The following is a 22252-nucleotide window of genomic DNA, read 5'->3' on the forward strand; positions in this document are numbered from 1 at the left end:
TCAATTCGTTGTTCCGGGGGCGATCTCCCTACTGCCTACGTGCCCTTAGCGAGCGCGTGCCCGGCGGCCGCGGCATCGCAAGATGCGGCGCCGCGCCGGCCCCGCTGCCGGTTGCCGCCCCGCGCCTCGTGCGTTAAGGTGGACTCGTTGCGCCCGCCCGACCGCCGGCTCGCTATCCGGTGCCGGCCGCGCGCCTTCCACCACCGCGCCGCGCCCGCCGCGACGCCGTTTGAGGGCCGATCATGGCAGAAGACACGCCGCAAACCCGCGCGGCCAACGCCGCTTCCACGCCTCCCGCCTCCTCCGCTCCTCCCGCTTTGCTGATCCCGCCGCAGCAGTTCTCTCTCGACGTGCTGCTCGAAAAGTATGCGAAAGGCGACGAGCAATCGGCCGACGATGTATATCGCCGCGTCGCGCGCGGTGTCGCCGAGGCCGAGCCGCCCGAGTTGCGCGCGTCGGTCGAGGAACAGTTCGTCGACAACATGCGCCACGGCGCGCTCGGCGCGGGCCGCATCATGAGCGCGGCGGGCAGCGGCATCGCCGCGACGCTGATCAACTGCTTCGTGCAGCCGGTTGGCGATTCGATCCAGGGCGTCGATGAACAGGGCTTGCCCGGCATCTACGTGGCCCTGCTGCAGGCGGCCGAAACGATGCGGCGCGGCGGCGGCGTCGGCTACAACTTCTCCGCGATCCGGCCGAAGGGGGCGCGCGTTCACACCACGAGTTCGGCCGCCTCGGGTCCGTGCAGCTACATGGACGTGTTCGACGCGTCGTGCCGTACCGTCGAAAGCGCGGGCTCGCGGCGCGGCGCGCAGATGGCGGTGCTCGACTGCAACCACCCTGACCTGCTCGAATTCATCGAGGCCAAGCATTCGAAGGGACGCTGGAACAACTTCAACGTGTCGGTCAGCGTCACCGACGAGTTCATGCGCGCGGTCGAAAACGACGAGCCGTGGCAACTGGTCCATCGCGCCGAGCCGTCGCCGGCGCTGCGCGCGGCCGGCGACGTGCGGCAGCGCGAAGACGGCCTGTGGGTCTACAGCGAACACCCGGCGCGCGCGATCTGGGACCGCATCATGCGCTCGACGTACGACGTCGCCGAGCCCGGCATCGTGTTCATCTCGCGGATGAACGAGGACAACAATCTGCGCGCCGTCGAAACGATCCGCGCCACCAATCCGTGCGGCGAGCAGCCGCTGCCCGCCTACGGCTGCTGCAATCTGGGGCCGCTCAATCTGACGCGCTTCGTCGTCGATCCGTTTGCGCAGTTGCAGGGCCGCCAGCCCTCGTTCGACTGGGACGGCCTCGCGCGGCGCACCCGCACGCAGGTGCGTTTTCTCGACGACGTGCTCGACGTCACGCTGTGGCCGCTGCCGCAGCAATACGACGAATCGCGCGCGAAGCGGCGCATCGGCGTCGGCTTCACCGGCCTCGGCGATACGCTCGTGATGATGGGCCTGCGCTACAACTCGCAGGAAGGCCGCGATTTCGCGGTGCGCATCGCGCGGCTGATGCGTGACGAGGCGTATCGCGCGTCGGTCGAGCTCGCGAAGGAGCGCGGCGCGTTCGAGCTGTTCGACGCCGCGCGCTATCTGGAAGCCGGCACGTTCGCGTCGCGCCTGCCCGATGACATTCAGCAGGCGATCCGCCGCGACGGCATTCGCAACAGCCACCTGCTGTCGATCGCGCCGACCGGCACCGTGAGCCTCGCGTTCGCCGACAACGCGTCGAACGGCATCGAGCCGGCGTTCTCGTGGACTTATACGCGCGTGAAAGTGATGGCCGACGGCGGCCGCGAATCGTTCGACGTCGAGGACTACGCGTACCGGCTCTATCGCGAGCTCGGCGGCGACGTGAGCCGGCTGCCCGACTATTTCGTCAGCGCGCTGCAGATGTCGGCGCGCGACCATCTCGACATGATGGCGGCCGTCCAGCCGTACGTCGACACGTCGATCTCGAAGACCGTCAACGTGCCAGCCGACTATCCGTTCGACGCGTTCGAAAGCCTCTACTTCGATGCATGGAAAAGCGGGCTGAAGGGCCTTGCCACCTATCGCCCCAACGACACGCTCGGCGCGGTGCTGAGCGTGACGCCCGCGCAGGCCGACGACACGCTCGCCGAGATGGACCAGGACCCGCTGCGCATCGCGATCGATCATCGGCCCAGAGGCGAGTTGCCGGCGATCATCGAGAAGGTCGAGTATCTGACCCAGGCGGGCAAGAAGTCGCTGTATGTCGCGGCGTCCTTCATCGAGGTGACGGGGCGGCTCGGCGGCGAGGACGTGTCGATCGAGCGGCCGATCGAGTTCTTCATTCCGACCGGTCAGCGCGACGAGTCGCAGCAGTGGATCACCGCGACGATGCGTTCACTGTCGCTGGCCGCGCGCGGCGGCTTCGTTGCGCGCAATCTGCAGGATATGCGCAAGGTGTCATGGGATCGCGGACAGGTGCGGCTTGGCGACGTGCAGCGTCTCGACGGTCATCGCGCGCCGCGCTGGCACGATTCCGAAGTGGCGGCGCTCGCGTTCGCGATCCAGCAAATCCTGTATCGACGCGGCTTTCTCGACGCCGAGGGCAATCAGGTCGCGTCGCGGATGCTCGCGCGTTTGCCGCGCGGGCACATGAAAACCGACATGGCGCTGTCCGCCGATTTCGGCATCCGTCCGAATCCAGCGGATAGCGCCGACACCTTGCTGCAGCCGAACGGCACGCAAGGACTGCACACGATGCTCGGACGCAAATGCGCTTCGTGCGGCGCGAATGCGGTGATTCGCAAGGACGGCTGCGATTTTTGTACTGCGTGTGGGGAGGTGGGGGCGTGCGGGTAGTGTGAGGCGAGGAGCGCGCTGGCACCCAGGCCGAACGCGCTCGTTGAAGGCGATGCCTCACCCCACCTTCGCGTAGTAAAGATTCTGCGGATGCTTCGCCTCCGCGAAGAAAAACCAGCGCTCCGCCACGAGCCCCGCATACTGCACGAGACAAGCCGCGGCCAGCAAGCCGAACGACCCGCCAGGCGAACGCAGCCCCGCGCCCAGCACGATCAACACGACCGGCACGACGAACGCACCCGCGAGAAAGCCCCATTTGACGCCACGCAACGTCCGCGCCGATTTGCCGTGAAAGAACTCGCGCAAATTGAACGCACCGGCGGTGAAGCCTCGTGACACCTGCACGAGCTTCGGATTGCGGATGCCCGTTGCGCTCTGCACCGTCGATTTCGGCCGCAAGCGCGCATTGCGCATGAGCGACGCGTAGCGGCTCGCGCAACCGGCGAGCGTCAGCAGGCACGCGCAGACCGCCAGTCCCGCCGTCAGCGCGGGCGCGAACCATGCGCTCAGTGCGGTCGCGAGCGTCAAGCCCGATGCGCAGCCGAGCAGCACGAAGTTCACCAGCGTCAGCGGCGTCGCCCACTCCTGCAGAAAGCGCAGGCACGCATAGATCATCGCGGTGCAGACGAACAGCGCGGCGCTGGCGAGCACACCGAGCCAGCCGAGCGCGAGCGACCACGGCGAGCCGAGCCAGTGCGCGACGCCATACAGGCACGCGCACGCCAGAAACGCCGGCAGGCACAGGCATTCGCGCGACAGCCACGAGGTGCGCCACATCGCGATCGCGCGCCACGCGCGTTCCGGATGGCCAAGATGGAAGAACGACGCGATCAGACCAAGACCGCCCAGCAGCACCGCGAGCGCCGCGCCGCTCACGTAGAACGCGGTGGCGGCGGGTTGCGCAACGACGCCCAGGCACGCCGCACTCTCGACGCCGACGAGCGCGATCAACAGCCCCTGCGCCGCGCCGCTCAGCGTGGTCAGGAAGACTACGGAAAAAGCCGGATTCATCGTGTGGCCTCGTTGTCGTTCAAATGCGCTTCGCGATCGACGCGAGATGCACTTCGCCATGCGCGAGCTGCCCTTCGAGCTGCGAGTCGGGCGAGCCCGACGGGTGCGTGGCATCGCCGGTGGTCGTTCCTGACGATTTGCACGAGCACCCGTCGCCGCCGCAACTCGCGGACGTGATCGGCACGCGCGGCAAATAGTGATTCGCGGGACGCGTGCCCCACTCCGGCATCAACTGATAGCCGCCGCGCTCGCGGATCGCTTGCGACACTACCGACTCCGGATCGTGGATATCGCCGAACAGCCGCGCGGATGTCGGACAGGCGAGCACGCAGGCCGGCTTGCGATCGCGCTCGGACAGATGCTCGTCATGAATGCGATCGACGCACAGCGTGCACTTGGTCATCTCCTTGCGCGCTTCGTCGAGTTCGCGCGCTCCGTACGGGCACGCCCACGCGCAATACTTGCAGCCGATGCAGCGATCGAAATCGACCAGCACGAGACCGTCTTCCTTGCGCTTGTAGCTCGCGCCCGTGGGACACACCGGCACGCACGGCGGGTCCTCGCAATGCAGGCACGACTTCGGAAAATGGATCATCTCCGTGTCGGGGAAGCTGCCCGCTTCGAAACTCTGCACACGGTTGAAGAACGTGCCGGACGGGTCCGCGTCGTAAGGATTGAAATCGGCGAGGCTGCCCGATTCGCCTGACGTGTTCCATTCCTTGCAGCTCGTCACGCACGCCTGGCATCCCACGCATACATTCAGATCGATCACCAGCGCCATCTGGGTCATTGCAAGCTCCTTGCCGTGGCTTTAGCGGTCGTCGCCGTTAGTTTCGGCGCGGCGCAACGTCCCGCGCAGGCGAGCCGCGAACTCTCCGCGTCCCGCGAAATAGGTCTGGACGATGCGCGACACCACACTCTTCTGTGCAACCGCGCCGGGCAATTCGGGCATCGCCTCGAACTGCGGCAGCGTGTGCCGCGCGTCGGCTTCGGCCGGATAGATGCGCACGCGCACGTCGTACCAGGCGGCCTGGCCCGTCACCGGATCGGAGTTCGACATGCGCGCGGGTGCCTCGTCGCAGCCCGGCAGCTCGTCGGTGATCAGGTGATTGAGCAGGAAGCCGCGCTGCGATTCGTTCGCGTCGGGACCGAGATTCCATGCGCCCGCCGCTTTGCCGATCGCGTTCCACGTCCATACGGTGCCCGGTTCGACGGTCTCGCTGTAGCGCGCCATACAGCGCACCCGGCCCCATTGCGATTCGACGTAGATCCAGCTGCCGTCGGCGATGCCGTTCCCGCTCGCCGTTTTCGGATTCACATAAAGGTAGTTCTCCCCATGAATCTGCCGCAGCCACGCGTTCTGCGAATCCCACGAGTGATACATCGCCATCGGCCGCTGGGTGACCGCGGCGAGCGGGAATCGCGCGAGATCCGTCGCCGCGCTTTCGAGCGGTGCGTACCAGAACGGCAGCGGATCGAAGTACCTGTCGACGCGCGCGCGCAGATGGTCGGGCGGCTGCCGGCCGCTCGTGCGTCCTTGCGCGGCGAGCCTGAACTTCTGCATCACGTCCGAGTAAAGCTGGATCAGAATCGGTTCGCTGAATTTGCGGAAACCGTTTTTGACCGCCCAGTCGAGATACGGTCCGTTGCAGTTGCGCATGTACTGCAAGGTCTCGGGCAAGCGGTAATGGAATACGCAGTTGTTCTTCGCGTACTGCTCCCATTGATTCGGATTCGGCTCGCCGACGAGCGCCTTGTCGCCGTCCTTGCCGCGCCAGCCGATCAGAAAGCCGACGCCGGAACCGGGCGAGGTCGTGTGATTGACGATGAAGTCCGGATAGTCGCGAAAGCGCCGGCCGCCATCCGCATTGGTGAACGCCGGAAACCTCAGGCGCGACGCCAGTTCGATCAGCACTTCCTGGAACGGCTTGCATTCGCCGGTCGGCGGCACGACCGGTACACGCACCGAATCGACGGGGCCGTCGAACTCGGAGATCGGCCGGTCGAGCATCGACATCGCGTCGTGACGTTCGAGGTAAGTCGTGTCTGGCAGGATCAGATCGGCGAACGCGGTCATCTCCGACTGGAACGCGTCGCACACGACGAGAAACGGAATCTTGTAGTCGCCGTTCGCGTGTTTGTCGGCGAGCATCTCGCGCACCTTCATCGTGTTCATCGACGAATTCCACGCCATGTTGGCCATGAAAATCATCAGCGTGTCGATGGGATACGGATCGCCGCGCCACGCGTTGGTGATCACGCTGTGCATGACGCCGTGCACCGCGAGCGGATATTCCCACGAGAATGCCCGGTCGATGCGCACCGGGCCGCCGTGTTCGTCGATGAACAGATCCTCGGGTGCGGCGGGCCAGCCTAGCGGACCCGTCGCAAGCGGTGTATTGGGCTTCACCGCGGCGGGGTCGTTCGGTGGTTTCGCCGATGGCGGCACCGCGCGCGGGAACGGTGACTTGTGACGAAAGCCGCCGGGCCGGTCGATCGTGCCCAGGAGCGACATCAGCACGGCGAGCGCGCGGATCGACTGAAAGCCGTTCGAATGCGCGGCGAGCCCGCGCATCGCATGAAAAGCGACCGGGTTGCCCGTGACCGTCTCATGCGTTTCGCCCCACGCGTCGGTCCAGCGGATCGGCAGCGTGATGCGGTGCCGGCGGCCCGTCTCGATCATCTCGCCGGCGAGCCGCCGGATCGTCTCGGCCGCGATGCCGGTGATCGCCGCCGCCCATTCGGGCGTGCACTCGGCGACGCGCTCGCGCAGCAATGCAAACGACGGCGTTACCGGCTTGCCGTTGTCGAGCGTGTAACGGCCGTCGAGCGCAGGCCTCACGCCACTCGCATGATGCGGCACCGCGCGCTGGGTGGCCGGGTCCCACCACAGATGATTCTGCGGAAACAGCGAATTGCCTTCGGCCCGTTCGGGATCGCGCACGAACAAACCGAAGTTTTCGCTCGCTTCGTCGAGATCGATCAGCTCCGCCGCGTTCGTGTAGCGCTGCACGAACTCGTGATCCCACGCGTCGGCGGCGATCAGTTCGTGCAGGAACGCCATGAACAGCGCGCCGTCGGTGCCGGGCTTGATCGGCACCCATTCGTCCGCGATCGCCGCATAGCCGGTGCGGATCGGATTGATCGCGATGAAGCGGCCACCCGCGCGCTTGAACTTCGCAATCGCGATCTTCAGCGGATTCGAATGATGATCTTCCGCGGTGCCGATCATGAAGAACAGCTTCGCGCTGTCGAGATCCGGTCCGCCGAATTCCCAGAACGAACCGCCGATCGTATAGATCATGCCGGCCGCCATGTTCGACGAGCAAAAGCCGCCGTGCGCCGCATAGTTCGGCGTACCGAACTGTTTGGCGAACAGGCCGGTCAGCGCCTGCATCTGGTCGCGGCCCGTGAACAGCGCGAACTTCTTCGGATCGCTCGAGCGAATCGCGGCGAGACGCTTTTCGAGCACGTCGAACGCGGTGTCCCACGAGACCGGCTCGAACTGCGCGCTGCCGCGCTGCGCGCCGGCCTTGCGCATCAAAGGCTGCGTAAGGCGCGCGGGCGAGTACTGCTTCATGATGCCGGAGGCACCCTTCGCGCAGATGACGCCCTGATTGAGCGGATGCTCCGGATTGCCGTCGATATAGCGCACCTCGCCGTCGCGCAGATGCACGCGGATGCCGCAGCGGCACGCGCACATGTAGCAGGTGGTGGTCTTGACATCGAGCCGTTCGTTCTGCGTGCGGGCGTGGTGCTCCATGGCCATCTCCGTCGTTGCTTCTGGTGGGCCGAAGCGCGCGTCATACGCGCTGCTCATACGATACCGATCATCGTATTCGCACCTGCCTCACAAGGGAAATCGCGATTTGCGAGCAAAACTATCCGGCGCACCGATAGTTTCGGTTTCGCTTTCAGCTATGCGCTTTTTTCGACGGCGTGTCCAGTCGGGTGAGATCGGTCAGGTGCGCTGGGACGCTCGTTTAAGCGCGGCCCTCCAGTTGCGCGATCAGCGCATCCGGAATTTCGACGCCCTCCTCGTATGCCGCCTGCGCAAGCTGCTCCCGGCGATAACCGGGCAGGCGCACGTCGTCATCCATCAGCATCATCTCAGAACAGGTGGCCAATGCGCGAGCGCTCGCCCTCCTCGGTCAGGAACGAGCCCGCGTCGCAGCCGAAGTTCGCGCCGCTCAGCGCGGCGGCCAGTTGCTCGACCACGAGCGCCAGCATCGCGCCTTTCGCGCCGCCGAACGGCAGCATCATGCCGTCGAGCGCGGCGCGCGCGGCGCTGCTCTGCCTACCAGCGTTTCGTCTTGATGTTGTGCACGTGGGCGTGCTCGCCGGCCTTGATCGGCGCGACCACCTTGCCGATGTCGACGCCGTACTTGAACACCGTGTCGCCAACGGCCATGTCCTTCAGCGCGATCTTGTGACCGATCGGAATGTCCTGCTTCGCCGGCACGGTGACGATTTCGTCGTCGTCCATGATCCATGCGTTGAGCAGCGTGCCCGCCTTGATGCCCTCGACCACCGCCACGCCGACCGTGTCTTTCGCCTCGTGCAGCACGATGTGGATCGTTCTGCGCGGCGCCGACGCGCCCGCTGCGGTGTCGTTGATGTCTGCCGTGGGATTGCTCATGAGCGTCTCCATTCGTAGTTTGAATGCGGTGAGGGTGCCGCCGGGGCAGCGCAGCCAGGTGCGCCGCGGTGAATCGATATTAGGCGGCGACTTACCCAATGTCAACTAGGTCATCTATATGTGTAAGACGACTGAGCGAGAACCGGGCCCTTGTCGCGATTCACCGACAACATACGATTCATCCAGATGGATTAGATGACCTGGTCGTTTAGAATCAGGGCAGGTTCAACCCCGGCGAGCGGCACGACTCGCGTATCCCAGAGGTTTTCATGAGCACGCTCGCGATCAATGCGCCCGCAGTGGGAGGCACACGGTACAAGGAGGTCAAGAGCGCGATTCTCGCGGCGCTCGCGGCCGGCGAATGGAAAGGCGGCGAATGCATTCCTTCGGAAAAGCGCCTCGCCGAACGCTTCGGCGTGTCGATCGGCACGCTGCGCAAAGCCATCGACGAACTGTGCGCCGAGAACATTCTGATCCGTCATCAGGGGCTCGGCACGTTCGTGGCGATGCATCAGCGCGACCGGCACTTCTTCCGCTTCTTTCGCATCGTGCGGCGCGACGGCGACAAGGCCTACCCGGTCGTCACGCTGATCGGGTTCAGGAAGGCGCGTGCCTCGCGCGAGGCGGCCGCCGCGCTCGGCATCGACACCGGCGCGCGCGTTCTGCAGTTCGTCAACGGGCTCGCGCTGCACGGCAAGACCGTGCTGATCGAACATATCACCGTGCCCGAAGCGCTGTTTCCCGGCTTGACGGAAAGCAAGCTGCGCAACCGGCCGAACACGCTGTACAACTTCTATCAGGACGGTTTCGGCATCAACGTGGTCGAGACCGATGAGCATGTGAGCGTTGCGCTCGCCAATGAGCTCGAAAGCACACAACTAGGCGTCGAAGTCGGCGCGCCGCTGCTCGAGATCCGGCGCATCGCGTACTCGTATCACCGCAGCGCGGTCGAACTGCGCATTTCGCGGCTCAATACCGAGGAGTACGAGTACATCGGCACGCGCGCGGCGCGCGACGATCAGAAATAGCGGACCTCGGTCGCCGCCTGCGCTTCACCGGCGTGACCGATCTGCGCGCCCATTTCGCCGAAGACCCGCGCCGCGTCGCCGAATGCGCTCATCGCATCCGCGTGATCAAGGTCAATCGCCAGACGCTCACGCAATTCGAGGCCGCCGATTTCGACACGCTGACGAGCAATCTCGCCTCGGTGTTGCGCGACGACATGCTGAAAACGCACCTCGAAGAGCTGTGACAGCTGTGGGCCGGACAGTCGAACTTCACGAGCCACACGGTCAACTACACGCTCGGTGGACGGCGCCTCGACGTACTGCTGAAAGGCGCGGTGCTGCCCGGTCACGAGGAACGCTGGGACCGCGTGCTGGTGTCGACCGAAGACATCACCGAGCTCGAAGGCGCGCGGCGCCGCGTCGCGCAACGGAAGAATACGCGCGCGGGCTCTTCGAGCATTCGCCGGTATCGCTGTGGGAGCTTCTCGATGGGCGCGGCGACCTGCCAGCGCGGCGATCGGCTGGAAGCGGGCGTGCAGCGCGCCGACCTGCTGATGTACGAGGAAAAGCACGCGCACTACGAGGCGCAGCCGGGGGCGGACGCGACGGCGAAGTAACGCTCGCCGGCGTCAGGCGTTCACCACGCCAACGCAACGCTCAACCTCAGCCCGGCAGCTTGGCCGCCAGCACATCCAGCTTGACGATGCCCGGCGGCGACGCGAACAGCTCGCCCGCCTTCTCCATCAACGCGGCCGCGACCTTGCCGTTCAGATGCGCGTCGCGGCCGGCTTCGTCGTCGAACGCGTCGAAAATGGCGTACGTCGACGGACCGAGCTTCAGACCGAACCATGCGGCGGTGGCCGGTTCCTGCTCGACGAGCGGCAGGCCGCCGAGCAGAAACGCCTCGACTTCCTTCTCCTTGCCGGGCTTGGCTTCCAGACGGACATACAAAGCGAGCTTGACCATGATGCGACTCCTGGTGAGTTCGGCAGCGAACGGTCCTTTCAAAGCGCTTTGAAAAGTATAGGCGGCGTCGGCTGAGGCTGCGCCGGACCTACGTCGCTAGCAAGTCACGCACCCGGAAAGCGCAGCTCGAAACGCACGACGCCTGGCAGCGGACACACCACGCGCGCACTGCCGCCATGCAGATGCATGATCGCCTTCACGATCGCGAGCCCGAGTCCGTTCGATTCGGTGAACGCGCTGCGCGCCGCGTCGCCGCGATAGAAGCGGTCGAACAGCCGGTCGAGTTGCACGGCGGGAATCGGCTCGCCCTCGTTTTCGACCGTCACCAGCGCGCCTGCTTCGTCCTGCGCGCCGCGCAGGCGCACGATCGTGTCGCCCGCGCCGTAACGCACCGCGTTGACGACCAGATTGTTGATGGCGCGGCGGCACAGCATCGGATTGGCAGACGCGACGCCCGCCGCGTCGACTTCGAAACGCATCCCGCGTTCGTCGGCCAGGCCTTCGAAATAGTCGGCGATCCTGATGAGCTCGCCATGCAGATCGACCGGCTGCCGCTCGATCGACAACGCCGCATGATCCGCATGCGCGAGAAACAGGATGTTCTCCGCGATATGGCTCAGGCGACTCAACTCCTCGAGATTCGATTCGAGCAGTTGCTGATATTCGTCGGCTTCGCGCGGCTGGGCGAGCGCCACCTGGGTTTGGCCGACCAGGGCGCCGACCGGCGTGCGAATCTCGTGCGCGAGATCGGCGGAAAACTGCTGCAGGCGTTGATAGCCGTCGGCGAGACGATCGAGCATCGCGTTGAACGCGTGTGTGAGTTGACGCAGTTCCACCGGCGCCGCTTCGTCGTCGAGCCGGACCGCCAGGTTCGTCGGACTGATTTGCGCGGCCCGCGTGGCGATCTCGCGAACCGGTCGCAGCGCGCGGCGCAGCACGCCGTAAGCGAGCAGCGTCGCGGCCAGCATGCCGCTCAGCGTCGCCAGCACGATGCGGTTGCGGTATTCGGCCAGCATGCGCATTTCGTTCGTCATCGGATGGCCTGCGATCACCTCGACTTCGGCGCCATCCTCGCGCGCTGTCGCGGTCGCAATCGCCCAATGCACCGGCACGCCGTCGGAGAGGCGCGTCTGACGCATGTCGGCGGCACCCGGCGGATTGCCCGCCGGGCCGCCCTGTAGATCAGGCACCGCGAGCCTGCCCGGATTCACGTCGACGAACGGCGCTTCGCCCGGCCGCCGGAAGATCAGCACGTCCTCTTCCGCACCGAGCATCGTCTCGAACAGCAGCGGGCGCTTTTTTAATTCGCTAACCGAATAAAGGTCGTGCACGATGCGGCTGAAATGCTCGACACGGCCGCTCAGCACGACGTCGGCGCGGCGTTGCAGCGAGACTTCGGCGGAATGATAGAAATACGCGCCGAGCGAGCCGATCACCGCGCAGGCGATCAACGCGAACAGCAACGTGGTGCGCGCGATCAGCGAGCGTTCGCTCCAGAGTTTCATGCGCCGTCGCCGAACGTGTAGCCGATGCTGCGCACCGTGTGAATCAGCTTCCGCTCGAACGGGTGATCGACCTTCGCGCGCAAGCGCTTGATCGCCACGTCGACCACGTTGGTGTCGCTATCGAAGTTCATGTCCCACACTTCCGACGCGATCTGCGAGCGTGACAGCGCTTCGCCCTCGCGGCGCACCAGCAGATGCAGCAGCATGAACTCCTTGTTGGTCAGCGCAATGTCGACGCCCTCGCGCGTGACCCGGCGGCGCAATACGTCGAGCTTGAGGTCGGCGACTTCGAACACGTCGCTCTCGCGGATCACGCCACGGCGCAACAGCGTGCGAACGCGCAGCACCAGCTCGGTAAACGAAAACGGTTTGACCAGATAGTCGTCGGCGCCGAGTTCGAGACCGCGAATGCGGTCGCTGACCTGATCGCGCGCGGTCAGGAAAATCACCCGCAGATCGCACCGCGCACGCAACGCCCGCATGATTTCCCAACCGTCGATGCCGGGCAGCATCACGTCGAGAACGACCAGTTCGTATTCATGCTCGAGCGCCAGATGCAGGCCGTCCGTGCCGGTGCGCGCGAGGTCGACCGCGTAGCCGTTCTCGCGCAGGCCCTTCTTCAGATAGTCGCCGGTTTTCGGATCGTCTTCGATGACCAGAATGCTCATGATGCTCGCTGCTCCTCTCGCGCGATGCGACCGGAAAGGCCGCACTCGCACGCGCAAAAAAGCCTGATGACAGCGCTCGAGAACAACCGCAGCGCTCCCGGCGGCCATTCTACGTGGCCGCCATCGACCCTTGATGACGTTTTTGTCATCCTCCCGTCACTCTGATGAGCCGATGCGACGGCTAGTCTGAACGCACCGTCCACCACGCTGCATCCCTTCCTGGAGTTGCCTCATGAAGACCCGAATCAAGATCGCCCGCGCACGAACGCTGCGCGCCCTCGCCGTCCCCGCACTCGCCGCCGTGCTGCTCGCGACGACGTTCGCGGCTTCGGCCCAGACCGCCGCGCCGACCGGCGTGCGCGGCACGGTGACGTCGCTGTCGGGCGATCTGCTCCAAGTCCACACGCGCGATGGTCAGGACGTCGACGTGAAGCTCGCCGCCGACACGCCGATTCGCGGCGTCACGCTCGCCAACGTCAGCGACATCAAGCCGGACAGCTACGTCGGCACCGCCGCGATTCCGCAGCCCGACGGCACGTTGAAGGCGCTCGAAGTGCATGTATTCCCGCCGAGCATGCGCGGCTCGGGCGAAGGTCATCGGCCGTGGGATCTCGGCGCGAACAGCACGATGACGAACGGCACGGTCGGCTCGCTCGTGGTCAGCAACGGCCGCACGATTACTGTCAAGTACAAGGATGGCGAGAAGAAGATCGTGATTCCGCAGGACGTGCCCATCGTCAGTCTGGAGCCGGGCAGCCGCGCGTTGCTCACGCCCGGCACGAAGGTCGTGCTGTTCGCGCACAAGGAAGCGGACGGCGCGATGGCGGCGAATTTCATTTCGGCCGGCGAGCATGGCGTGACGCCGCCGATGTAAAGCGGCGCGTCGTTCGTCTTCATCCCTCTCGTCTTTGAAGCCAATGCCCGACTCGCAAGCATTTCTTGTCGTTCATCCCCTCGTCGTTCGCGTGACGCACTGGATCAATGCGTTCGCGATGGCCTGCATGGTGATGAGCGGCTGGGCGATCTATAACGCGTCGCCGATCTTTCCGTTCCGGTTCCCCGTGTGGGCGACGGTCGGCGGATGGCTCGGCGGCTCGATCGCATGGCACTTCGCGGCGATGTGGCTGCTGTGCGCGAACGGCCTGCTGTATCTCGCGCATGGCGTCGCGAGCGGCCATTTGCGGCGCAAGCTGCTGCCGGTGCGTGCCCGCGAGGTGGCGCGCGATGCGGCGCTGGCGTTGCGCCTCAGACTGCCGCACGAGACCGGCAAGTACAACGCCGTGCAGCGCGCGGTGTATCTGCTGGTACTGCTGCTCGGCGTGCTACTGGTCGCATCGGGACTGTCGATCTGGAAGCCGGTGCAATTGTCGTGGCTAACCGCGCTGTTCGGCGGCTTCGATTTTGCGCGCCGCGTGCATTTCGTCGCGATGGCCGGCGTGGTCGGCTTTGTCGTCGTGCATCTGCTGCTGGTGCTGCTGGTGCCGCGCACGTTGCCGCCGATGGTCACCGGACGCGCCCGGCGCAGCGCGCAACGCATCGATCAAGCCTCCCAGAGGACTCGCGCATGAGCGCCCCGCAACGAACCGACATGGCGAACGATACGCACGCCAATAGAGAAGACGCGCGCCGCTCACGCGTCGTGCTTGCCGAGCACCGGCCGCGGATCGAGCAGTTGCAACGCCGCTTGTTTCTGCGCTCCTCGCTATCGATCGGCGCGCTCGCGATGCTGTCCGGCTGCAACCTGCAGGACAACGATTCCGTCGACAAGGTGCTATGGGCGATGTCGCGCTGGAACGACCGCGTGCAGGCGTGGCTGTTCAATCGCAACAAACTCGCGCCGACCTATTCGGCGCGCGATATCACCGATCCGTTTCCGTTCAACGCGTTCTATCCCGAGTTCGACGCGCCCGATATCGACGGCTCGACCTATCGGCTCGAAGTATCGGGGCTCGTTGCGGATAAACGCCGCTGGAGTCTCGAGCAACTGCGCAGGTTGCCGCGGGTCTCGCAGATCACGCGTCACGTTTGCATCGAAGGATGGAGCGCGATCGGACAATGGAGCGGCGTGCCGTTTCGCACGTTTCTCGAACTGATCGGTGCCGATCTGAGCGCGCGCTACGTCGGTTTCAAATGCGCGGACCGCTATTACTCGAGCCTCGACATGGCGACCGCGCTGCATCCGCAAACGCAATTGACGCTCGATTTCCGCAACGCGCCGCTGCCGGCCAGATACGGCTATCCGCTGAAGCTGCGCGTGCCGACCAAGCTCGGCTTCAAGAACCCGAAGCACATCGCCGCGATCTTCGTGACCAACACGAACCCGGGCGGCTACTGGGAAGATCAGGGCTACAACTGGTTCAGTGGGCTTTAGACCGCGGTCACATAACGCGGCACCGGCTTGTGCGCGCGCGGCGGCGGCGCATCGTGAGCGACGCGCATGCGCTTGACCTCGTCGACGGGACTCAGGCCGAACAGCCGCTTGAACTCGCGGCTGAACTGCGACGCGCTTTCGTAACCGACCCGCACGGCGGCCGCGCCCGCATTCAAGCCATCCTGCACCATCAACAGACGCGCGTGATGCAGACGCGTGGTCTTCACGTACTGCATCGGCGAGGTCGCGGTGACCGCCTTGAATTGCGCATGAAACACCGCGAGGCTCATGCCGGCCTCGGCCGCGAGCGTATCGACATCGAGCGACGCGTGATAGTCCGCATGAATGCGCCGCAGCGCCTTCGCGATGCGGCCAAAGTGATTCTGATGCGTGAGCGCCGCGCGAATCGCGCCGCCCTGCTCGCCGGTCAACACGCGATAACAGATTTCCCGGACGATGCCAGGCGCCAGGATTTGCGCGTCGAGCGGCGACGCGAGCGCCTCCAGCAGACGCTGCACCGCGCTGCTCAGTGCGGCATCGAGCGGCGTCGAATACATGCCGGCCGGTTCGTATTGCGCGAGGCCCTGGGTTTCGTTGAGCGCCATCAGCAGTTCGGCGACCATCGTCAGATCGACGCGCACCGACATGCCGAGAAACGGCTCCTGTTCGCTTGCCTCGGTCTCGCATTCGAACGGCAACGGCACCGACAGCACCAGGTACTGCTGTGCGTCGTACTGGAACACCTGATCGCCGAGATAGCCGCGCTTGCGCCCCTGACAGACGATCACGATGCTCGGCTCGTACATGACCGGCATGCGCGGCATCGGACGATTCGCGCGCAGCAGGCTGACGCCTTCGAGGCTCGAGCGCGTCATGCCGGCATTCGGCGCGAGCAGGTTGAACAGTTCGAGCAAGCGGCGTTGCGCGGGGTCTTCCGGAATGGAACCGACAGCTTGAGTGGACATGACGATATGGCGACGGCCAGGAGAATAATGCTTGAAATTTAGCATCAAACAGCCTGTCGCGCTGCCCCTCCAGAGTTTTAGGCAAACCTTCAAGACGATCAGGTATTCCCCGGGCAGCGACGGGTCCCTAAGATGGGAACCCTGCCGGATCGCCTTTTTCGACGCGCGCAGCGTGCGCGGTCATCGACCGCCATGCGCCGACAGCTTGCCAATGGTGGCCCCCAACGCTCGCGCCCCGATCCGGTTCACGCTGCGGCCCGCCGCATCCGCAACCGAGTGTTGCGCATCGCCGGCGCGTCGCATGTTGCGCCATCACCCTCTTTGCTGGAGCCATCCATGAGCACGACGTATGCCTATGCAGCGACCGACGCCACCGCGCCGCTCGCCCCATTTGAAATCCAGCGCCGCGCACCCCGCGCCCATGACGTGCAGATGGAAGTGCTGTACTGCGGCGTGTGCCATTCCGACCTGCATCAGGCGCGCAACGAATGGAAGAACACGATCTACCCGGTCGTGCCGGGCCACGAGATCGTAGGCCGTGTGACCGCGGTTGGTCCGAAGGTGACGAAGTACAAGGTCGGTGAACTGGTCGCGGTCGGCTGTCTGGTCGATTCGTGCCGCACCTGTTCGAGCTGCGCGGAAGGTCTCGAACAGTATTGCGAGAACGGTTGGGTGGGCACGTATAACGGTGTCGATCGCGTCGACGGACAGGTCACTTACGGTGGCTATTCGACGCAACTGGTCGTCGATGAGGCTTTCACGCTGCGCGTGCCGCAGAATCTCGACCCCGCGGGTGTCGCGCCGCTGCTGTGCGCGGGCATCACCACGTATTCGCCGCTACGCACGTGGGGCGTGGGCCCGGGCAAGAAGGTCGGGATTGTCGGCCTCGGTGGACTCGGCCATATGGGTGTGAAGCTGGCTCGGGCGATGGGCGCGCATGTCGTGCTGTTTACGACCTCGCCGTCGAAGATCGAGGATGCGAAGCGGCTTGGCGCGCATGAAGTCGTGGTTTCGAAGAATCCGCAGGAGATGGAAGCGCATGTGAATAGCTTCGATTTCATTCTCAATACGGTGGCTGCGCAGCATGATCTGAATCCGTTTTTGAATCTGCTCAAGCGTGACGCGACGATGACGTTGGTGGGCGCTCCGGAGCACGATCATCCGTCGCCGCAGGTGTTCAATCTGATCTTCAAGCGGCGGCGCCTTGCTGGTTCGCTGATTGGCGGTATTGCCGAGACGCAGGAGATGCTTGATTTCTGTGGCGAGCATGGCATTACTTCTGATATTGAAATGATTCCGATGCAGAAGATCAATGAAGCGTATGAGCGCATGCTCAAGAGCGATGTGAAGTATCGGTTTGTGGTTGATATGGATTCGATGCGGAAGTAATAGCAACTTTTTGGCCGCGCGGCGGGTGGTTTTTTTGCGCCTGCGGCGCGGGGTTCTGTTTTGTTGTTGTGTTTTTTTGCCTTCGCCCTTTTTCTGTGTTCTTAGGGCGTTGGCCTTTCCTTGATTTCTTGTCGGTCTATTGGCGTTGCCCCTGTGCGGGGCGGCACCTACTTTCTTTGCTGCTGCAAAGAAAGTAGGCAAAGAAGACAGCTTTAAACCGCTAACTCTTAAGCGGGTCCCTTTGTCCACCGCGGGTAGTGGTGCATCTGGAATCTGTGTTTCCGCACACTCCGCGTTAGTGACAAGGCCGTCATTCTTCCGGCGGCGCTGCGCGCGCCGAAGCGCTGTTCTCAAACCATTGGTTGTTTCGGCGCGTCGCCGAGGCGCAGCCGATGGCCTCACCAACCTAAAAAAACACTCTGGTTTTCCTTGCATACCCGACCGCGACGCACGTAGTGCGGAGTGGGATGGATGACGGCTTTGTCACTGCCGTGGAATGTGCGGGGGGACGGATTCCAGATGCACCACTGCCATTCGTGAAGCACGGTGCCCGCTTAAGAATTAGCGGTTTTGAGCTGTCTTCTTTGCCTACTTTCTTTGCAGCAGCAAAGAAAGTAGGTGCCGCCCCGCACAGGGGCAACGCCAATAGACCGACAGGAAATCAAGGAAAGGCCAACGCCCTAAGAACAAAGACAAATCCGCCGCAGGCAAAAAAACAGAAAACCATTTGGAGCATCCCAGTGATCGACAGAATAACTGCAATGCGCACATTCATCCGAATTGTGGACACCAACAGCTTCACCCGCGCAGCGGAGTCATTAAACATTCCGCGTGCAACGGCGACGACGATCGTCCAGAACCTGGAAGCCCTGCTGGGCACAGCGCTGTTAGTCCGTACGACGCGCCGCCTGAGCATCACGCCGGAGGGCGCCGCCTACTACGAACGCTGCGCGCAAATCCTGGCCGACATCGACGAAATGGAAGCCAGCCTCCGTAATTCGACCGACAACCTCACCGGCCGCCTCCGCATCGAAATGCCCAGCGCGGTAGCGAGTGCAATCGTGCTGCCGTCGCTAGACGACTTCCACACCCGTTACCCGAACCTCGACCTCGCGATCGGCGTCAGCAACCGCACCGTCGATCTGGTCTCCGAAGCAATCGACTGCAGCATCCAGCTCGGTGAATTGCCCGATTCCAATCTCGTCGCGCGGCAACTCGGCACGCTCGATCAGGTCACCTGCGCGAGTCCGGCCTACCTGGCCCGCCACGGCACGCCCGCCGATCTCGACGATCTGCGCGCGCACGTCGCGGTCAACTGCGTGTCGCCGCATAGCGGCCGCGAATGCGACTTCGATTTCGAAGTGGGCGGCGAAGCGCGCAAGGTCAAGCTCAACGGCTTCGTACAAGTCAGCGACGAACAGGCGTACCTGACCTGCGGACTGCAAGGCCTCGGCATGATCCAGCCCGCGCGCATCGCCGCGCAGCCTTACCTCGATTCGGGCTTGCTGCATGAAGTGCTGCCGCAGTGGAAACCCGTGCCGATGCCGGTCTCGGTCGCGTATGTGAAGAACCGCCGCGTGTCGCCGCGCGTGCGCGCGTTCGTCGATTGGCTCGCGGAGCTGTTCGAGAAAGCCGGGCACGTCGAGCAGGATCTGTCGCGCGTGCGTCAGTTGCTGCGCGGCCTGCATCCCGCGTGAAGCGGGTGCGGGTGCGGGTGCGGGCGCGCGGCGCTCGCGCGTTGACTAGTCCAACGGCCGCACCGGCACCGGCCGCGTCAACAGATCGACATAGAAATTAAAAAACGCGGGATTATCAAATCGTTTGACGACCGTCATCTTCTGCAACCCCGGCGGCGGCGAACTCGTGTAGCCCGTGGCCTTGCCATCGTTGGCGCCGAAGCCCGTATCCACATCCACCCACTCCTCGACGGTCTGCGTCGCGAACGACGGATGCATCAGATAAGCGAGCGTCAGCGTGTCCCAGATGTTCGTCGTGTAGTTCGGATTGGTCTCGAAGCCGTTCTTGCCGTCGTATCCGTAGCCGTTCAGCGTCCTGAACAGTTGCGTGATGATGGTCTGTTTCGCCGGATCGTGCGCGACGCGATCGTACAGTGCCTTGTCCATTTTCACGGTATCCGTCACGTCGAGCGGAATCACCGTCTGTTTGATCGGCAGACGCAGCACCGCTTTCGCCGCTGCGGGATCGAACCACCAGTTAAATTCGGCGGTGGGCGTGGTATTGCCCCGCACGTCGATCGCGCCGCCCATGTAAATGATCTGCTTGATCAGCGGCACGATCTCGGGATGCTCGCGCGTGGCCAACGCGATGTTGGTCAGCGGGCCGATCGCGAGGATCGTCACCTCGCCCGGGTACCGCTTGACCGATTCAGCGATGAAGTCGATCGCGCTCTGGCTCTGCACCTTCGTGTGCGTCGCGAAGCCGTCCGGCGGCGCGACGAGGTCGCTAGCCGATTTCGGCTCGGGCTTGCTCCATGCGCCAACATAGCCATCGCCGCCGGGGAATTCCTTCAGTTCCCGCTGGATCGTTTTGAAGTCGTGCGTCAGCGCGTAGTTGGCGCCCGCATAGACGCCGATCTGTTGTTCGACGCCGAGTCGTTCGACCGATTTCAGCGCATCGGCAACACCTTGCTTCAGCCACTGATTGCCCGACACCACGGTAATGCCGAGCACTTTCAGCGAGCCCTGCGCCTGCAATTGCGCGGCCATCACCCCGAGCTGGCCGTCGTCGCCGAGCGTGTTGTAGTCGCTGTCGATGATCACCTTCGGCGGATCGCTCCGGGCATCGAGACTGCTGCTGGCGCAAGCCGTGAGATCGAGTGTGATTGCCACGCTTGCCGCCCAGATCAATGCCACGAGAATTCGCCCCATCGATGCCCCGTTTGGAATGCCGCTGAGTGACGCGGACAAGAAAACCATCATAGGCGCAAGCCGTATGAATGACGAATAATCAGCGCCGCAACGACAGCACACGCAAAAGCGGCTCGCGACGCCACTGCAACGTCGCGAGCCGCTTCGAATAGCGCGCTGTCAAAAGCCCGTTACTGCGATTCCTCCGCCCACACGGCGTTCTCCCGCGTCATCAACGCGGTCGATGCCGCCGGTCCGAACGTGCCCGCCGAATACGAGCGCGGCCGCTCGCCCGACTTCGCCCAGCCTTCGAGAATCGGCTCGGCCCACGCCCATGCCGCTTCGAGTTCGTCGCGGCGCATGAAGTGCGTCAGACGTCCGCGGATCACGTCGATCAGAAGCCGCTCATAGGCTTCCGCGCGACGCTCGGTGAACGCCTGCTGCAGGTCGAGGTTCAGGCTCACCGGCAGCATGTGCATGCCGCTGCCCGGCTCTTTCGCGAGCACCTGCAACTGGATCGACTCTTCGGGTTGCAACTGGATCACCAGACGATTGCCGTAGGTTCGTCCACCGCTCGGGATGATCGAGAACGGCAGATCGGAGAATTCGATGACGATCTCCGACAGCTTCTTCTGCATCCGCTTGCCGGTGCGCAGGAAGAACGGCACGTTGGCCCAGCGCCAGTTGTTGATCCGCGCGCGCAACGCGACAAAGGTTTCGGCGCGGCTGCCCGCCGGCACGTTGTCTTCCTCGAGGTAGCCCTTGACCGCCTCGCCATCCACCGCGCCCGCCGTGTACTGGCCGCGCACCGTGTCGCGCGCGATGTCCTCGGGCGTCATCGGCCGCAGCGAGCGCAGCACCTTCAGCTTTTCGTCGCGCACCGCGTCGGGATCGAGCGACACCGGCGGCTCCATCGCGACGATGCACAGCAGTTGCAGCAGGTGGTTCTGCACCATGTCGCGCAGCGCGCCGGTCTTGTCGTAAAACCCCGCGCGGCTGCCCACGCCGACCGTTTCGGCCACTGTGATCTGCACGCTCTTGATGTACGGCGCCTGCCACAGCGGCCCGAAAATCGGATTGCCGAAGCGCAGCACCATCAGGTTCTGCACAGTTTCCTTGCCGAGGTAGTGGTCGATCCGGTAGATCTGCGCTTCTTCGAAATGCTTGCCGACCGCGTTGTTGATCTCCTGAGCGGACGCGAGATCGTGGCCGAGCGGCTTTTCGAGCACCACCCGCGAATTGCCGTCGACGAGCCCGGCCGACGACAGGTTGTCGCAGATATGGGTGAACAGATCCGGCGACGTCGCCAGATAGAACACGCGGTTCACGCCGTCGCGCGACGCTTCCTTCAGGCGCAGGTAGTCCTCGGCCGCATCGACGTCCATCCGCACGTATTCGAAAATCGCGAGGAATTTGTCCCACGCCGACGCGTCGAACGCTTTTTCGTCGATGAAGGGCTTCGCCTTCTGCTCCATGAATTCGCTGATGTATTCCTCGCGCGACCAGGGCTTGCGCCCGATCGTCAGAATGCGGGTATCGGGCGGCAGGTTGCAGTGCAGATGCGCCATGTACAGCGCGGGCAGCAGCTTGCGGAACGACAGGTCGCCGGTGCCGCCGAAGATGATCATGTCGAGCGGGAGGTCGGGTGTGGCAGGAGCTTGTTGGGTCGTCATGGCACGGTCGCAGCGTCTAGGGGGAAGGCGTCGATCAGGAATCGGCGGCGGGCGGACGGGCTACGGCTCACGTCCGCTATGGCGCTTTTTCCGGCAAACATCTATGGTGCAACGTTTCGAGATAGTTTGCACGGCAGCATCTGCCGCAGGTTAGCGCAAGTTGCCAACCTTGCGCGCCAGACAGTCGTTTTTTCGGGATATTTTGCGCGATATTTGCCGGTTGGGCCGCTGACGGTCAGCCGCGCGCCAGCGCGTCACGCGCGACCCGGCACGCGGCCAGATCCCACGCCGCGCAGCCTACGCTCTTGAACACCACCGGCCCCGCCGGCAAGGGCTGCGTCTGCTCGAGCACCGCGGCGATCC

The 22252-nt window shown here is 64.2% G+C and carries 19 protein-coding genes and 2 pseudogenes; 9 read left to right on the top strand and 12 right to left on the bottom strand.

Features of this window, described 5'->3' with window-relative positions; genetic code table 11:
• Nucleotides 1–242: 242 nt before the first annotated feature.
• A complete protein-coding gene (locus F6X39_RS23040; RefSeq protein ID WP_187618238.1) occupies nt 243–2828 on the top strand; it encodes an adenosylcobalamin-dependent ribonucleoside-diphosphate reductase in 2586 nt (861 codons plus the stop codon).
• A 57-nt stretch (nt 2829–2885) separates the two neighbouring features.
• On the opposite strand, the gene F6X39_RS23045 is transcribed toward F6X39_RS23040, so the two are convergent.
• The 5 genes from F6X39_RS23045 to F6X39_RS23065 all read right to left on the bottom strand — a co-directional run bounded on the left by F6X39_RS23045 (nt 2886) and on the right by F6X39_RS23065 (nt 8478).
• Nucleotides 2886–3839, bottom strand: a complete 954-nt coding sequence (locus tag F6X39_RS23045; protein WP_187618239.1) for a dimethyl sulfoxide reductase anchor subunit family protein — start codon at nt 3837–3839, stop codon at nt 2886–2888.
• A gap of 19 nt (nt 3840–3858) precedes the next feature.
• A complete protein-coding gene (locus F6X39_RS23050) occupies nt 3859–4629 on the bottom strand; it encodes a 4Fe-4S dicluster domain-containing protein (RefSeq protein ID WP_187618240.1) in 771 nt (256 codons plus the stop codon).
• A gap of 21 nt (nt 4630–4650) precedes the next feature.
• On the bottom strand, nt 4651–7602 hold the full coding sequence (locus F6X39_RS23055; protein ID WP_187618241.1) for a molybdopterin-dependent oxidoreductase: 2952 nt from the start codon (nt 7600–7602) through the stop codon (nt 4651–4653).
• A 347-nt stretch (nt 7603–7949) separates the two neighbouring features.
• On the bottom strand, nt 7950–8102 hold the full coding sequence (locus F6X39_RS36945) for an Ldh family oxidoreductase (RefSeq protein WP_262414783.1): 153 nt from the start codon (nt 8100–8102) through the stop codon (nt 7950–7952).
• 34 nt (nt 8103–8136) lie between these two features.
• The gene (locus tag F6X39_RS23065) at nt 8137–8478 is read right to left on the bottom strand and encodes a UxaA family hydrolase (RefSeq protein ID WP_187610244.1); all 342 of its coding nucleotides are present in this window, start codon (nt 8476–8478) and stop codon (nt 8137–8139) included.
• A 269-nt stretch (nt 8479–8747) separates the two neighbouring features.
• Between F6X39_RS23065 and F6X39_RS23070 the strand changes: the two genes are divergently transcribed.
• The 3 genes and pseudogenes from F6X39_RS23070 (at nt 8748) to F6X39_RS36950 (ending at nt 10102) form a co-directional block, all read left to right on the top strand.
• Nucleotides 8748–9506 carry a GntR family transcriptional regulator gene (locus F6X39_RS23070; RefSeq protein ID WP_184008499.1) on the top strand — a complete coding sequence of 253 codons (759 nt, stop codon included), beginning with the start codon at nt 8748–8750 and terminating at the stop codon, nt 9504–9506.
• 20 nt (nt 9507–9526) lie between these two features.
• A pseudogene (locus F6X39_RS23075) lies at nt 9527–9978 on the top strand (histidine kinase); the annotation flags it as partial.
• Complete coding sequence (locus tag F6X39_RS36950; RefSeq protein ID WP_262414784.1) at nt 9974–10102, top strand: hypothetical protein; 129 nt, start codon at nt 9974–9976, stop codon at nt 10100–10102. The pseudogene F6X39_RS23075 and the gene F6X39_RS36950, both read left to right, overlap by 5 nt.
• 46 nt (nt 10103–10148) lie before the next feature.
• Here the strand turns inward: F6X39_RS36950 and F6X39_RS23080 are convergent, their stop codons facing one another.
• From F6X39_RS23080 to F6X39_RS23090, 3 genes are all read right to left on the bottom strand, one after another.
• Nucleotides 10149–10451 carry a putative quinol monooxygenase gene (locus F6X39_RS23080; RefSeq protein ID WP_184034096.1) on the bottom strand — a complete coding sequence of 101 codons (303 nt, stop codon included), beginning with the start codon at nt 10449–10451 and terminating at the stop codon, nt 10149–10151.
• Nucleotides 10452–10555: 104 nt separating this feature from the next.
• Nucleotides 10556–11956: a heavy metal sensor histidine kinase gene (locus F6X39_RS23085; protein ID WP_187618242.1), complete on the bottom strand. Its 1401-nt coding sequence runs from the start codon at nt 11954–11956 to the stop codon at nt 10556–10558.
• Entirely contained in the window at nt 11953–12624 is a 672-nt protein-coding gene (locus tag F6X39_RS23090; RefSeq protein ID WP_187618243.1) for a heavy metal response regulator transcription factor, read from the bottom strand. The genes F6X39_RS23085 and F6X39_RS23090 overlap by 4 nt, the downstream gene beginning before the upstream one ends.
• Before the next feature lie 232 nt (nt 12625–12856).
• On the opposite strand from F6X39_RS23090, the gene F6X39_RS23095 reads away from it, so the two are divergent.
• The 3 genes from F6X39_RS23095 to F6X39_RS23105 are packed head-to-tail and all read left to right on the top strand — an operon-like array spanning nt 12857 to nt 14995.
• On the top strand, nt 12857–13498 hold the full coding sequence (locus F6X39_RS23095) for a hypothetical protein (protein WP_187618244.1): 642 nt from the start codon (nt 12857–12859) through the stop codon (nt 13496–13498).
• 43 nt (nt 13499–13541) lie between these two features.
• The gene (locus F6X39_RS23100; protein WP_187618245.1) at nt 13542–14192 is read left to right on the top strand and encodes a cytochrome b/b6 domain-containing protein; all 651 of its coding nucleotides are present in this window, start codon (nt 13542–13544) and stop codon (nt 14190–14192) included.
• Nucleotides 14189–14995: a molybdopterin-dependent oxidoreductase gene (locus F6X39_RS23105; RefSeq protein ID WP_187618246.1), complete on the top strand. Its 807-nt coding sequence runs from the start codon at nt 14189–14191 to the stop codon at nt 14993–14995. Before F6X39_RS23100 ends, F6X39_RS23105 begins: the two co-directional genes overlap by 4 nt.
• Here the strand turns inward: F6X39_RS23105 and F6X39_RS23110 are convergent.
• On the bottom strand, nt 14992–15960 hold the full coding sequence (locus tag F6X39_RS23110; RefSeq protein WP_026225869.1) for an AraC family transcriptional regulator: 969 nt from the start codon (nt 15958–15960) through the stop codon (nt 14992–14994). The genes F6X39_RS23105 and F6X39_RS23110 overlap by 4 nt on opposite strands.
• A 336-nt stretch (nt 15961–16296) precedes the next feature.
• On the opposite strand from F6X39_RS23110, the gene F6X39_RS23115 reads away from it, so the two are divergent.
• Both F6X39_RS23115 and F6X39_RS23120 read left to right on the top strand, forming a co-directional pair.
• On the top strand, nt 16297–17349 hold the full coding sequence (locus tag F6X39_RS23115) for an NAD(P)-dependent alcohol dehydrogenase (RefSeq protein ID WP_187618247.1): 1053 nt from the start codon (nt 16297–16299) through the stop codon (nt 17347–17349).
• Between the two features lie 740 nt (nt 17350–18089).
• Nucleotides 18090–19046 (top strand): LysR family transcriptional regulator, encoded by a 957-nt coding sequence (locus F6X39_RS23120; RefSeq protein ID WP_184034115.1) that lies wholly within the window; start codon nt 18090–18092, stop codon nt 19044–19046.
• 45 nt (nt 19047–19091) lie between these two features.
• Here F6X39_RS23120 and F6X39_RS23125 read toward each other — a convergent pair whose 3' ends face one another.
• The 3 genes and pseudogenes from F6X39_RS23125 to F6X39_RS36955 all read right to left on the bottom strand — a co-directional run.
• A complete protein-coding gene (locus F6X39_RS23125; RefSeq protein ID WP_187618248.1) occupies nt 19092–20237 on the bottom strand; it encodes a nucleoside hydrolase in 1146 nt (381 codons plus the stop codon).
• Between the two features lie 170 nt (nt 20238–20407).
• A complete protein-coding gene (gene zwf / locus F6X39_RS23130; RefSeq protein WP_090806032.1) occupies nt 20408–21889 on the bottom strand; it encodes a glucose-6-phosphate dehydrogenase in 1482 nt (493 codons plus the stop codon).
• Between the two features lie 235 nt (nt 21890–22124).
• A pseudogene (locus F6X39_RS36955) lies at nt 22125–22252 on the bottom strand (delta(1)-pyrroline-2-carboxylate reductase family protein); the annotation flags it as partial.

The organism is Paraburkholderia sp. UCT2 (assembly GCF_014397665.1).
GTDB lineage: Bacteria > Pseudomonadota > Gammaproteobacteria > Burkholderiales > Burkholderiaceae > Paraburkholderia > Paraburkholderia tuberum.

Coding starts and splice junctions, on each gene's coding strand:
- F6X39_RS23040 (WP_187618238.1), top strand. CDS start 243: ATGGCAGAAGACACGCCGCAAACCCGCGCGGCCAACGCCGCTTCCACG.
- F6X39_RS23045 (WP_187618239.1), bottom strand. CDS start 3,839: ATGAATCCGGCTTTTTCCGTAGTCTTCCTGACCACGCTGAGCGGCGCG.
- F6X39_RS23050 (WP_187618240.1), bottom strand. CDS start 4,629: ATGACCCAGATGGCGCTGGTGATCGATCTGAATGTATGCGTGGGATGC.
- F6X39_RS23055 (WP_187618241.1), bottom strand. CDS start 7,602: ATGGAGCACCACGCCCGCACGCAGAACGAACGGCTCGATGTCAAGACC.
- F6X39_RS36945 (WP_262414783.1), bottom strand. CDS start 8,102: ATGATGCTGCCGTTCGGCGGCGCGAAAGGCGCGATGCTGGCGCTCGTG.
- F6X39_RS23065 (WP_187610244.1), bottom strand. CDS start 8,478: ATGAGCAATCCCACGGCAGACATCAACGACACCGCAGCGGGCGCGTCG.
- F6X39_RS23070 (WP_184008499.1), top strand. CDS start 8,748: ATGAGCACGCTCGCGATCAATGCGCCCGCAGTGGGAGGCACACGGTAC.
- F6X39_RS36950 (WP_262414784.1), top strand. CDS start 9,974: ATGGGCGCGGCGACCTGCCAGCGCGGCGATCGGCTGGAAGCGGGCGTG.
- F6X39_RS23080 (WP_184034096.1), bottom strand. CDS start 10,451: ATGGTCAAGCTCGCTTTGTATGTCCGTCTGGAAGCCAAGCCCGGCAAG.
- F6X39_RS23085 (WP_187618242.1), bottom strand. CDS start 11,956: ATGAAACTCTGGAGCGAACGCTCGCTGATCGCGCGCACCACGTTGCTG.
- F6X39_RS23090 (WP_187618243.1), bottom strand. CDS start 12,624: ATGAGCATTCTGGTCATCGAAGACGATCCGAAAACCGGCGACTATCTG.
- F6X39_RS23095 (WP_187618244.1), top strand. CDS start 12,857: ATGAAGACCCGAATCAAGATCGCCCGCGCACGAACGCTGCGCGCCCTC.
- F6X39_RS23100 (WP_187618245.1), top strand. CDS start 13,542: ATGCCCGACTCGCAAGCATTTCTTGTCGTTCATCCCCTCGTCGTTCGC.
- F6X39_RS23105 (WP_187618246.1), top strand. CDS start 14,189: ATGAGCGCCCCGCAACGAACCGACATGGCGAACGATACGCACGCCAAT.
- F6X39_RS23110 (WP_026225869.1), bottom strand. CDS start 15,960: ATGTCCACTCAAGCTGTCGGTTCCATTCCGGAAGACCCCGCGCAACGC.
- F6X39_RS23115 (WP_187618247.1), top strand. CDS start 16,297: ATGAGCACGACGTATGCCTATGCAGCGACCGACGCCACCGCGCCGCTC.
- F6X39_RS23125 (WP_187618248.1), bottom strand. CDS start 20,237: ATGGGGCGAATTCTCGTGGCATTGATCTGGGCGGCAAGCGTGGCAATC.
- zwf (WP_090806032.1), bottom strand. CDS start 21,889: ATGACGACCCAACAAGCTCCTGCCACACCCGACCTCCCGCTCGACATG.